Annotated in this window: 12 protein-coding genes; 2 read left to right on the forward strand and 10 right to left on the reverse strand. The window is 66.0% G+C overall.

Annotated features, from left to right (window positions below):
• Positions 1–244: 244 nt before the first annotated feature.
• The 7 genes from ribB to HOP03_03130 form a co-directional block, all read right to left on the reverse strand.
• Entirely contained in the window at positions 245–1,339 is a 1,095-nt protein-coding gene (ribB, locus tag HOP03_03100; protein NOT87150.1) for a 3,4-dihydroxy-2-butanone-4-phosphate synthase, read from the reverse strand.
• Entirely contained in the window at positions 1,336–1,938 is a 603-nt protein-coding gene (locus HOP03_03105; protein ID NOT87151.1) for a riboflavin synthase, read from the reverse strand. The genes ribB and HOP03_03105 overlap by 4 nt, the downstream gene beginning before the upstream one ends.
• Positions 1,938–2,699 (reverse strand): class I SAM-dependent methyltransferase, encoded by a 762-nt coding sequence (locus HOP03_03110; GenBank protein ID NOT87152.1) that lies wholly within the window; start codon positions 2,697–2,699, stop codon positions 1,938–1,940. Before HOP03_03110 ends, HOP03_03105 begins: the two co-directional genes overlap by 1 nt.
• Positions 2,696–3,838, reverse strand: a complete 1,143-nt coding sequence (gene ribD / locus HOP03_03115; GenBank protein NOT87153.1) for a bifunctional diaminohydroxyphosphoribosylaminopyrimidine deaminase/5-amino-6-(5-phosphoribosylamino)uracil reductase RibD — start codon at positions 3,836–3,838, stop codon at positions 2,696–2,698. Before ribD ends, HOP03_03110 begins: the two co-directional genes overlap by 4 nt.
• Positions 3,835–4,359 carry a transcriptional repressor NrdR gene (gene nrdR / locus HOP03_03120; GenBank protein NOT87154.1) on the reverse strand — a complete coding sequence of 175 codons (525 nt, stop codon included), beginning with the start codon at positions 4,357–4,359 and terminating at the stop codon, positions 3,835–3,837. The genes ribD and nrdR overlap by 4 nt, the downstream gene beginning before the upstream one ends.
• Positions 4,360–4,463: 104 nt before the next feature.
• A complete protein-coding gene (locus HOP03_03125; GenBank protein ID NOT87155.1) occupies positions 4,464–5,714 on the reverse strand; it encodes a serine hydroxymethyltransferase in 1,251 nt (416 codons plus the stop codon).
• Positions 5,715–5,849: 135 nt separating this feature from the next.
• Complete coding sequence (locus HOP03_03130) at positions 5,850–6,428, reverse strand: RcnB family protein (GenBank protein ID NOT87156.1); 579 nt, start codon at positions 6,426–6,428, stop codon at positions 5,850–5,852.
• A 150-nt stretch (positions 6,429–6,578) separates the two neighbouring features.
• Here HOP03_03130 and ettA point away from each other — a divergent pair, with 150 nt between their 5' ends.
• Together ettA and pyrF are read left to right on the forward strand one after the other, a co-directional pair.
• On the forward strand, positions 6,579–8,243 hold the full coding sequence (gene ettA, locus HOP03_03135) for an energy-dependent translational throttle protein EttA (protein NOT87157.1): 1,665 nt from the start codon (positions 6,579–6,581) through the stop codon (positions 8,241–8,243).
• 168 nt (positions 8,244–8,411) lie between these two features.
• The gene (pyrF, locus tag HOP03_03140; GenBank protein ID NOT87158.1) at positions 8,412–9,227 is read left to right on the forward strand and encodes an orotidine-5'-phosphate decarboxylase; all 816 of its coding nucleotides are present in this window, start codon (positions 8,412–8,414) and stop codon (positions 9,225–9,227) included.
• Between the two features lie 21 nt (positions 9,228–9,248).
• Here pyrF and HOP03_03145 read toward each other — a convergent pair whose 3' ends face one another.
• Genes HOP03_03145 through HOP03_03155 form a run of 3 tightly spaced genes read right to left on the reverse strand, consistent with a single transcriptional unit; the run spans position 9,249 to position 11,773 of the window.
• Positions 9,249–10,049, reverse strand: coding sequence for a DUF3667 domain-containing protein (locus HOP03_03145; protein NOT87159.1), 801 nt, complete (start codon positions 10,047–10,049; stop codon positions 9,249–9,251).
• 3 nt (positions 10,050–10,052) lie between these two features.
• Positions 10,053–10,913 carry a glycosyltransferase family 2 protein gene (locus HOP03_03150; protein NOT87160.1) on the reverse strand — a complete coding sequence of 287 codons (861 nt, stop codon included), beginning with the start codon at positions 10,911–10,913 and terminating at the stop codon, positions 10,053–10,055.
• Positions 10,910–11,773 carry a glycosyltransferase gene (locus HOP03_03155; GenBank protein NOT87161.1) on the reverse strand — a complete coding sequence of 288 codons (864 nt, stop codon included), beginning with the start codon at positions 11,771–11,773 and terminating at the stop codon, positions 10,910–10,912. Before HOP03_03155 ends, HOP03_03150 begins: the two co-directional genes overlap by 4 nt.
• Positions 11,774–11,795 lie beyond the last annotated feature (22 nt).

Raw genomic sequence — 11,795 nt, forward strand, 5'->3', positions numbered from 1 at the left:
GTGGACAGGATGAATGCCGAACAGCGGGCCAGGGCCTCAGGCATCCCCACTTTTCGAGCATTTCAAAAAACGCCGTCATCCCCGCGAATGCGGGGATCCAGCGACTTCCGGCTTCTGCGCAGCGCAAAGGCACTGGGTTCCCGCGTTCGCGGGAACGACGGGCACAAGAACGGCGACTGCCGATCGATCGACCCGTTTGATTTTCTTGAGGAAAAAGTGGGGATATCTCAGGCCGGGGCCCGCCCTACAACCCTTCGTAGGCCACCACTTCCAGACCGAAGCCCGCCAGCCCCACCTGCTTTCTGGGTGTCCCCAACACCCGCAGCTTGCCCAGGCCCAGATCGGCCAGGATCTGCGATCCGGCACCGTTGCGGCGCCACTCGGCCATGCCGCCACCACGGGCAGCAGGCTCCGGCTGTTCGCGGATGCGCGCGAGCAGGCTTTCCGGGGTCTGCGCCTCGCCCAGCAATACCAGTGCACCGCGCGCTTCCGCAGCGATCCTGGCCAGCACGTCGCCCACCGCCGGGCCGAAATCCGCGCGACGCCAGTGCAGCGCGTCCGCCAGCGGGTTCTGCATGTGCACGCGTACGAGCGTCGGAACGGTCGGGTCGGGTTCGCCGCGCAGCAGCGCGTAGTGCAGGCTACGGCTGATCCGGTCGCGATAGGTATGCAGCCGGAACGGGCCGTGCTCGGTATCGATGTCGCGCACGTCGAGGCGTTCGATCGTGTGTTCGTTGTGCAGGCGGTAGCGGATCAGATCTTCGATCGAGCCGATCTTCAGGCCATGCTCGCGCGCGAACACTTCGAGCTGCGGCCGGCGCGCCATGCTGCCGTCGGCATTCAGGATTTCCACCAGCACACCGGCCGGCTCGAAGCCCGCCAGCAATGCGAGATCGCTCGCGGCCTCCGTATGTCCCGCCCGATTGAGCACGCCACCGGGCTGCGCCATCAGCGGGAAGATATGGCCGGGCTGCGACAGATCCTCGGGCTTCGCGTCCGGGCGCACCGCCGTGCGCACGGTGTGCGCGCGGTCGTAGGCGCTGATGCCGGTAGTCACGCCCTCGGCCGCCTCGATGCTGACCGTGAAATTGGTGCCGTGCGGCGAGGTGTTGTCGCGCACCATCGGCGGCAACCCGAGCTGGCCGCAGCGTTCGCGGATCAGCGACAGGCACACGAGGCCGCGCGCATGCGTGACCATGAAATTGATGTCCTGCGGGCGCACCAGCCCGGCGGCCATGATCAGGTCGCCTTCGTTCTCGCGATCCTCGTCGTCGACGATGACCACCATCCGTCCGGCGCGGATTTCTTCCAGCAGTTCCGGAATCGTTGCGAAACTCATTTCGTTTCTCTCGCTGACAACAGCCGCTCGACGTAGCGCGCGACCAGATCGACTTCCAGGTTCACCACGTCGCCGACGGTTGTCGTCGAAAACGCGGTGTGCACAACCGTATGTGGAATCAGCGCGACCTCGAACCCTTCGCCATCGACCGCGTTGACGGTGAGGCTGACGCCATCGACGCAGATCGACCCCTTGGTCGCGATGTATTTCAGCAACGCCTCCGGCGCCGCGAAGCGCCAGCGCTGCGCGCGCGCATCGTCGTGGATCGACAGCACGCGGCCGACCCCGTCGACATGGCCGCTGACCAGATGTCCTCCGAGACGGTCGGTCGGTCGCATCGCGCGTTCCAGATTCACCGCCTGCCCCGGTTTCAAACCGCCCAGCGTGGTCAGCGACAGGGTTTCGGTGGACGCGTCCGCCGCGAAGGATCCGGCATCGAACTCGATCACGGTCAGGCATACGCCGCTCACGGCGATGCTTTCGCCCAACGAAATGCCGTCGAACGCAAGCGTGCCCGCCGCGATGCGCAGGCGCATGTCGCCGCCGCGCGGCTCCAGGGCGGCGATGCTGCCCACGCCCTCGATCAATCCGGTAAACATCAGGTTTTCCTTCTTGCGTGCACGAACAGAGGCCAGCGCAGCCGCTGCGTTTTGCCGGAATCGCCCCATGCTTCGGCGATCTCCCAGCCGTGGACCGCGACCGGATCGATGCCGTGCGCCTCGCGATAGCGTTTCACCGCCGAATAGCTGGAGAAGTAGTCGAGCATCCGCATCAGCGGCCAGTCGACGGCGATCTCGCGCACCGGCAGTGTGCCCGTATCGACGGCATCGAACGGAAACGCGAAATCGGCGTAGGCGCGATCGACCAGAAAACGTTCCGCCGGCCATGCGTCGCGGATGCGCGCGGCGAATGCGCCGACCGCTTCGCGCAGTGGTTGCGGCACTTCGATGTCCTGATACCCCCAGGCCACGAGTACGCCGCCGGGTTTCAGCACACGCGCGCATTCGGCGAAGAACGCGGGCCGATCGAACCAGTGCAGCGCCTGCGCGACGCAGACCGCATCGGTGCTGGCGTCGGCCAGACTGCAGTGTTCGCCCGGTTCCACCGCGAAGCGGACCTTGTCGACCTGCCCCGCCTGCGCGATCTGCGATGGGCTGGGGTCGGTGGCGAACACATCGTCGAAGACTCCGGCCAGCCCACGGCTGGCCTGACCGCTGCCGCAACCGGCGTCCCAGACGCGGCCGTTGGCGGGCGAAATGCCCGCGATCCACTCGAACAGTGCCTGCGGATATTCGGGCCGCGCACTGGCGTATTGCGTGGCGACCGCCGAGAAATGATCGGAGAAACCCGCTCCGCTCACGCGAGACGCTCCGGGCGCAGCAGCAGGCGCAGATCGTCGCCGAGCCGGCGCGTCTCCACGGTCTGCAGACGCAGGCGCTGCGACATCTCGTCGATATGCAGCCCATCGAACAATGGCCGCGCGTCGGCGCCGAGCAGCACCGGGGCGACATACAGCAGCACTTCATCCACCAGATCCGCGCGCAGCAAGGCGCCCGCCAGCGTCGCGCCGGCTTCGACCTGCACTTCGTTGATGCCGCGCGCCGCCAGCAGTTGCAGCACGGCGGTGAGATCGAGCAGACCATCGCGCATCGGCACGACCGCATGCGCCGCGCCGAAATCACGCGGCGGTTTCGCGTTGGCCGAATGCAGATACAGCGTCGGCGCGGCGCCGTCGCGGATGCGACCGCGTCCGACCGTCGCCAGACCCGGATCGAGCACCACGCGCAACGGCGGCACGAATGCGATGCGTTCGCCGGACGCGCTGTCGTCGGACGCGCTTTCGTCGAAGCGCACGGTCAGCTGCGGGTCGTCGGCGAGCACCGTGCCCGCGCCGGTGAGCAGCGCACCGGCACGTGCGCGCCAATGCATCACGTCGCGGCGCGAAGCCTCGCCGCTGATCCACTTGGAATCGCCGTTGGCCAGCGCGGTGCGGCCGTCGAGGCTGGTCGCGAGCTTCACCCGAACCCACGGCCGCTTGCGTTCGACGCGCGACAGGAAGCCGTGATTCAGGTGTCGCGCCGCTGCGGCCATCAGACCATGCTCGACCGCGATACCCGCTGCTCGCAGTGCATCGAAACCCGCCCCATCGACCTGCGGAAACGGGTCGCGCATCGCGGCCACGACACGGCCGACACCGGCCGCGATCAATGCATCGGCGCAAGGCCCGGTCTTGCCGGTATGCGCGCAGGGTTCGAGGGTCACGTAGACGGTGGCGCCGCGCGCGCGGTCGCCGGCCGCCTGCAGCGCGACGATTTCCGCATGCGGTCCGCCCGCGACCGCGTGCCAGCCTTCCGCGATCACCGCGTCGCCATCGGCGATGACGCAGCCGACCATCGGATTGGGTTTCGTGGTGTACGCGCCGCGCTCGGCGAGTCGCAGCGCGCGCGTCATCATCGCGTGATCGGTCGCGGAAAATGCCGTGATCGTCACGGCCGTCAGCGCTTCTTCTTGTCTTTGTCGAAGCGCACGACTTCGCCGCCCAGCAAGGGCAACTGCCCTTCGCCGGGCAGCTCGCGTTCGAGCCGGTCGAGCTCTTCACGGAAGTCGGCCACGTCCTCGAACGCGCGATACACCGATGCGAATCGCACGAAAGCGACATGGTCGAGCTTGCGCAGCTCGGCCATCACGAACTCGCCGACGCGGCGCGACGCCAATTCGCGTTCGGTGGTCATCCGCAATTGATGCACCACAGCGCGCACCGCCGATTCGATCTGTTCTTCAGACACCGGTCGCTTGTGCAGCGCACGATCGAAGCTGTGGCGCAGCTTGCGCGCGTCGAAATGTTCGCGGCGACCGTCGGACTTGATGATCGCCGGCAGCTTCAGTTCCACCGTTTCAAGCGTGCTGAAACGCTCGCCGCAGGCTTCGCACTCGCGGCGACGGCGGATCGTGGCGCCGTCTTCGCTGACGCGCGAATCGATGACCCGGGTGTTGTCGTGCTGGCAGAAGGGGCAATGCATGATGGATGACGTAGGGTGGGCCTTGGCCCACCATTCTCCTTTCGATATCGCGATGTCTGTCGCCGCGATGGTGGGCCGGGGCCCACCCTACGGAATCTCTGCAATCAACCGTAAACCGGAAACTGCCGGCACTGTTTGGTGACGTTCTCGCGCACCCCGGCGATGACGTTCTCATCGGTCGGGTTGTCCAGCACATCGCAGATCCAGTGCGCCAGCGCCACGCACTCCGGCTCCTTGTAGCCGCGCGTGGTAACGGCGGGCGTACCGATGCGCAGGCCGGAGGTGTAGACCGGCTTCTGCGGATCGTTGGGCACCGCATTCTTGTTCACGGTGATGTGCGCGCGACCCAGCGCTTCTTCCGCATCCTTGCCGGTGATGCCCTTGCCGATCATGTCGACCAGCATCAGATGGTTGCGGGTGCCGCCTGAGACGATCTTGTAGCCGCGCGAGATGATGGTGTCCGCCATCGCCTGCGCGTTCTTCACCACCTGTTGCTGGTAGTCCTTGAACTCGGGCTCCAGCGCTTCCTTGAAGGCGACGGCTTTCGCTGCGATGACATGCATCAAAGGGCCACCCTGCAGGCCCGGGAACACCAGCGACTGGAACTTCTTCTCCAGTTCCTCGTTGGCCTTGCAGACGATGAAACCGCCGCGCGGGCCGCGCAGGGTCTTGTGCGTGGTCGAGGTGACGACGTGCGCGTGCGGCACCGGGTTCGGATACACGCCCGCAGCGACAAGACCGGCGACGTGCGCCATGTCGACGAACAGATACGCACCGACCTTGTCGGCGATGGCGCGGAAGCGCGCCCAGTCGACGATCTGCGAGTAGGCGCTGAAGCCGCCGATGATCATCTTCGGCTTGCTTTCCAGCGCGATGCGCTCGACTTCGTCGTAATCGATCATGCCCTGGTCGTTGACGCCGTAGGACACGATGTTGAAGAGTTTTCCGGAAATATTCGCCTTGGCGCCGTGGGTGAGATGGCCGCCGTGCGCCAGCGACATGCCCAGCACGGTGTCGCCGGGTTTCAGCAGTGCGAAGTACACCGCCTGGTTGGCCTGTGAGCCCGAATGCGGCTGGACGTTGGCGTAGTCGGCGCCATAGAGCTGCTTCAGGCGATTGATCGCCAGGGTTTCGGCGATGTCCACGTATTCGCAGCCACCGTAGTAACGCTTGCCGACGTAACCCTCGGCGTATTTGTTGGTGAGCTGGCTGCCCTGCGCTTCCATCACCCGGGGGCTGGCGTAGTTTTCGGACGCGATCAGCTCGACGTGATCCTCCTGGCGGCGGTTCTCAGCCGCGATCGCCGCGGCCAGCTCGGGATCGAAACCTTCAATACGGGCATCGCGCGAAAACATCGGAACTCCGGGGGCGGGGTGATTGCGGCATTGTAGCCCACCGCCGCAGGCACTTCCGCCCACGAAAAACGCGCCCCGAAGGGCGCGTTGCGTTGGGTGGAATCGTTGGTCCGGACTGCCTCGGTGGAAACTGCCTCAGTGGAACAGGACCTCGGCGATGATCCCGGTCGCGATCGCGACCAGCAGGAAATCGCCACGGTCGTCGCGCCGCCAGTGATAGCCGCGCGGCGGCTGGCGCAGGCCATAGCCGTAGTAGTCGTTCACGACATAGGTCGGGGCATAACCGCGGGTGTTGTAGCGCGCGCCGCGCGACCAGCGCGGGTAGGCGTCGTAGCGCGGCGGTGCATGGCGAGGGGCGATATAGACGACACGATCCCGGCCGTGGCGGCGGTAATTCCGGTCGTCGTCCCGCCGATGCCGATCATAGCGATCATCGTCACGGTCGTCGTAGCGTCCGTCATAGCGGGATTGGCTCCGGGAGTCATTCCGGTAATCGCTGTAATCATCGTTGTGGTTGCCGCGGCTGCGATGTCCGTCTCGGGCCATCGCGGCAGGAGCGGCCAAGATGGCGGCGACTGCCAGGATCGTCAGTACGGGCAGGCTGCGGGCGGTGTTCAAACGCTTCATCCGGGTGCTCCTCATGCGTCGGGGGTGGGTACGGTGCGAGCATGCCCCGGCCTGTCTGAACGTATTCCGTCCCGGACAGGGCGACATGGGTCGGCGTTCAGTCGACCCGCAGCCTGCCGTCGATCCGCACCCGTGGCGCAGGCCCGACCGCTGTCCGCCCGCTATAATGCGCGGCTGACCCGACCCCACTCGCGGCCCTGCCATGCAGGTCGCCGCTGCCCGCCTGCGGAGCTTTCCATGTCGCAATACATCTACACCATGAACGGCGTCAGCAAGACCGTGCCGCCGAAACGCCAGATCATCAAGGACATCTCGCTGTCCTTCTTTCCGGGCGCCAAGATCGGCCTGCTCGGCCTGAACGGCGCCGGCAAGTCGACCGTCCTGAAGATCATGGCCGGCGTGGACACCGACTTCCAGGGCGAAGCCCGCCCGCAGGCCGGCATCAAGGTCGGTTATCTGGCCCAGGAGCCCGAACTCGACCCGAACAAGACCGTCCGCGAGGCGGTGGAAGAAGGCGTCGGCGAAGTCCTGCAGGCCCAGGCCGCGCTCGACGCGGTCTACGCCGCCTACGCCGAGGAAGGCGCCGATTTCGACAAGCTGGCCGCCGAACAGCAGCGCCTGGAATCGATTCTCGCCACCAACGACGCCCACCTGCTGGAGCAGCAGTTGGAAGTCGCCGCCGATGCCCTGCGCATCCCGCCGTGGGACGCCAAGATCGGCCCGCTGTCCGGCGGCGAGAAGCGCCGCGTGGCGCTGTGCCGCCTGCTGCTGCAGAAGCCCGACATGCTGCTGCTGGACGAACCCACCAACCATCTCGACGCCGAGTCGGTGGAATGGCTGGAACAGTTCCTCGCCCGCTACACCGGCACCGTGGTTGCCGTCACCCATGACCGCTACTTCCTCGACAACGCCGCCGAGTGGATCCTCGAACTCGACCGCGGTCGCGGCATCCCGTGGAAAGGCAACTACACCGACTGGCTGGTGCAGAAGGACGAGCGCCTGAAGCAGGAAGACAACCAGGAGAAGTCGCGGCAGAAAGCGATCCAGCGCGAACTCGAATGGTCGCGGCAGAACGCCAAGGGCGGTCGCACCAAGGGCAAGGCCCGCCTGGCCCGCCTCGAAGAACTGCAGTCGGTCGATTACCAGCGCAGAAACGAAACCAACGAAATCTTCATTCCGCCGGGCGAGCGCCTCGGCAACTCGGTGGTCGAGTTCAAGAACGTGTCGAAAAGCTTCGGCGACCGTCTGCTGATCGACAACCTCAGCATGCTGATTCCGTCGGGCGCGATCGTCGGCATCATCGGCCCCAACGGCGCCGGCAAGTCGACGCTGTTCAAGATGCTGATGGGCATGGAAAAGCCCGACAAAGGCGAGATCGTGACCGGTCCCACGGTCAAACTGGCCTACGTCGACCAGAGCCGCGACAAGCTGGAAGGCGACCACAACGTCTTCCAGGAAGTCTCCGGCGGCCTCGACATCCTCAACATCAACGGCATCGAGATCCAGTCGCGCGCCTACATCGGCCGCTTCAATTTCAAGGGCCAGGACCAGCAGAAGAAGGTCGGGACGCTGTCCGGCGGCGAGCGCGGCCGTCTGCATCTTGCGAAGACCCTGCTGCAGGGCGGCAACGTGCTGCTGCTCGACGAACCGTCGAACGACCTCGACATCGAAACCCTGCGCGCGCTCGAAGACGCGTTGCTGGAATTCCCCGGCAACACCTTCGTGATCTCGCATGACCGCTGGTTCCTCGACCGCATCGCGACCCACATCATCGCGTTCGAAGGCGACTCGCACGTCGAGTTCTTCCAGGGCAACTACCGCGAGTACGAGGAAGACAAGAAACGTCGCCTCGGCGCGGAGGGCGCGCAGCCGCACCGGCTGCGGTTCAAGGCACTGAAATGATCGAACGCCCGCCTTCCCGGCGGGCGTTTCACATCCGGCGTCGACCAATCTTCCGAACTGAGGCACAGTTCACCGGATCGGCCCGGAATCGAGCACCCGACACGCTTACGCACGACACGCATCTTTGAAATCATGACCGACATCCAGAGCAAGAAGACGCCAGATCCGATGCGAGGCTTCATCGACCGACTCCGCGACCGTTGGGAGCATGCCGACACGCTCGTCTGCGTCGGCCTTGATCCCGAGCCCGCGAAGTTCCCGTCGAAGTTCGCCTGCGACCCCGACGCGATCTTCAATTTCTGCCGCGACATCGTCGACGCCACCGCGCCATACGTCTGCGCGTTCAAACCGCAGATCGCGCATTTCGCGGCGGCGCATGCGGAGGAAGCGCTGCGCATGCTGATCATGCACATCGGCTTCCGCTACCCGGACATTCCGGTGATCCTCGACAGCAAGCGCGGCGACATCGGCAGCACCGCGCAGCACTACGCCAGCGAAGCCTTCGACCGCTACTGCGCCGACGCGGTGACGGTGAACCCATACCTGGGCCGCGATTCGGTGCAACCCTTTCTCGACCGCGCGGACAAGGGCGTGGTCATCCTGTGCCGCACCTCGAACCCGGGCGCGGGCGATCTGCAGGACATGGTGGTGGGCGGGCGCCCGCTGTACCAGCACGTGGCCGAGAAGATCGCCCGCGACTGGAACGACAACGGCAACTGCGCGCTGGTAATGGGCGCCACCTGGCCGGAACAGTTGCGCGACGTGCGCACCCTCGTGGGCAATGTGCCGTTCCTGGTGCCGGGCATCGGCGCGCAAGGCGGCGATATCGAGGCAGTGGTACGCAACGCGAAGACCGCCGACGGCACCGGCCTGATCATCAGTTCGTCGCGCGCGATCCTGTACGCATCGAACAACGACGATTATGCCGAAGCCGCCGCGAGTGCCGCACGCGACCTGCGCGACGAGATCAACCGCTGGCGCTGATCCACCCGGACGGCCCGTCTGTCACGCATGGCGGGGCATGCCGAACATGACGATCACGGCGACGACCGTCAGCACCAGATTGACGAACAGGTACAGCCCGAAGCCCAGCATCGCACGCAACGCGGTTTTCCAGCGCGGTTGCTCGCTGAAGAACTGCACCAGGGAAAAGATGCCGTAGCCGATCATCAGCCACAGGACCCAAACAATGGTGCCGGGAAACCAGCGCTGGAACGGAATCGAAAGCCCCCACATGATCAATGACTGCGCATTGATGAATGCCGTGATCACCAGCCATTCCGGATAATTCAGATTCCGCCAGCGCCAGAACGCCAGCTTGAACGCCACCGCTTCCAGCGGCAACAGCATCAAGGTGACTGCGGCGTAATGATGGTTCATCCATGCGTTCACCGCCTCGAAAGCGGCGAAGATGGGCGCCGGGTCGAACTTGCCGTCTCCGCCGCCCCGGGTCGCATCCGCAAAGCCGCGTGAGAAAGCCGCCCCAATCACGTCGCCGCCCGACAGATAGTTGGTGAGGAACACCACGAAAGCGGCCGAGACCATCGTCAACAGCAGCGGTTTGACATGCTGGGCCCGCCGTCCATCGATGTAGTCGCGAATCAGATGACCGGGGCGAAGCATCAGGTTCTTCAGCGTGTACAGAATGCCGCGATCCATATGCAGCACGCTGTGCTCGAACTCGTGCCCGAGGAAATGCCAGTCGATGCGATGCGTCGGCGTGGGCTGGCCGCAGGCCGGGCAGAACTTCTGGTCCGTGCCATCGACGGCACGGTCGCAGTTGGCACAACAAGTCGAATCAAGCATGTTTCAGAATCCCCCGCGAGCAATGGCCCGCCCCAGTCTGGTCAAAAGCACGAACGAACAGCGCGCCCATATCATCGTCCACACCGCCGCGCGCGTCGACCAACCGTGACGCCGCGCGTCGAACTTGCGGAAGTAGCGCCACAGCCCGCGATGCTTGTGCCATTCGACGAACAGCGGCCGGGAACGACTGGAGACGCCGCGCACGTGGACGACGCGCAAGTCGTTGGCGACCGCGACGAACGCGCCGGCTTCGCGCGCGCGGCGGCACAGATCGAGGTCTTCGGCATGCAGGCGATAGCCCTGGTCGAAGCCTTCGATGCGCACCATCAGCGTGCGCGGCAGGAGCATCAGGGCGCCGGAAATCACCGGTACCGCCTGCAGGGTTTGCGTGTCGTCGGCGTCGATATCGAGTCTGCGCGCAGCCGCGCCGTGCAGCATCGCCGCGAAATCCGGATCGCGCCGTCGCGCGGCGCCATCGCGAACGCCGGTCTCGTCGACCAGATCGGCACCGAGCAGCGCATCGCGTGCGCAGGCCTGCGCATGCGCACGCAGTCGCGCAAGGGTGTCGACCTCGACCATGCAGTCCGGATTGACGAACGCCAGCCAGCTCGAACCGCTGTCGTCTGCACCCTGATTGCAGGCGGTACCGAAGCCGGGGTTGTCGGGATTGGCGATGAAACGGACGCGCGTATCGGCCAGCGCATGTCGCTGCACGATCTCCAGCGTGCCGTCGGTGGAGGCGTTGTCGACCACGCGGATCTGGGCGATACCGTCAGCCGCGCGCAGACGCTGCAGGCACAGTTCGATGGTTTCGGCGCTCTGGTAGGTGACGACGACAACCGCGATGTCGGCCACTCGGCTCATGACGTCTCCTCGTCGCCGCGCGCGGCATCGACGGTAAAGAGATCGGGCTGTGTGCGCAGCTCCGCATTGTCATAGGCATGGCCGAGCGCAGTGCGCAGCGTGTGCAGCGGATCCTGCATCAGGAACTGCGCGAGCCGCGCGTGCCACGTCGGCCAACGCGCGGCGAGCGTATCGACATCGTCGCCCAGGGGCATCCCTTCGCCGCCCCGCGCAACGAACGCGGTTTCGCACAGGACATTCCGCCAACCCAGGCCGGCCATGCGCAACGACAGATCGACCAGTGCGGCGTGCCACGACGCGTAGCTTGCGGCATCCAGCCCGCCCGCCTTCCGTCGCGCGCTGCCGCGCAGGAACACCGCGTGATTCACCGCTGCGGGCAGCTCCGGATGATGCGGCGGCAGCGAAGCCGCGGCGCGCGCGAGTCGCGCGGGTTCGTCCGGAACCGGCATCACCTCGCCCACACGCGGCCACGATGCGGTCTCGCCGGCGTTGCACCACGGGGTCGCAGTGGCGATGGCGGGATCGCGCGCAGCGCAGGCGACAAGCTGCGTCGCCCAACCCGGCAGCGGCACCGCGTCGCTGGCCAGCACCAGCACATCGGCGTCGCCGCAGGCTTTGAGCATCTCATCGAGGTGCGCGGCTTCGCCGATGCTGCGCGGGCGGCGGGTGTAATCGGCCTGCAGCGCGGTGCGCGCGAGCCAGCGCTCGACGATGGCGAGGCCGCGCGGGCCCGCCTGCGCATCGTCCGCCAGCCACGCGCGCGTGCCAGGCGGCGTGCCGGCATCGAGCGCGGCCAGACAGGCATCGAGGGCGTCGTCGTCGACGCCCACCGGAACCAGTACGACGGGCAGTTCGCTCATTGCGAAGAGCGAGCGCCGGGAC

The organism is Lysobacter sp. (genome assembly GCA_013141175.1).
In the GTDB taxonomy this organism is placed as follows: Bacteria; Pseudomonadota; Gammaproteobacteria; order Xanthomonadales; family Xanthomonadaceae; genus Lysobacter_I.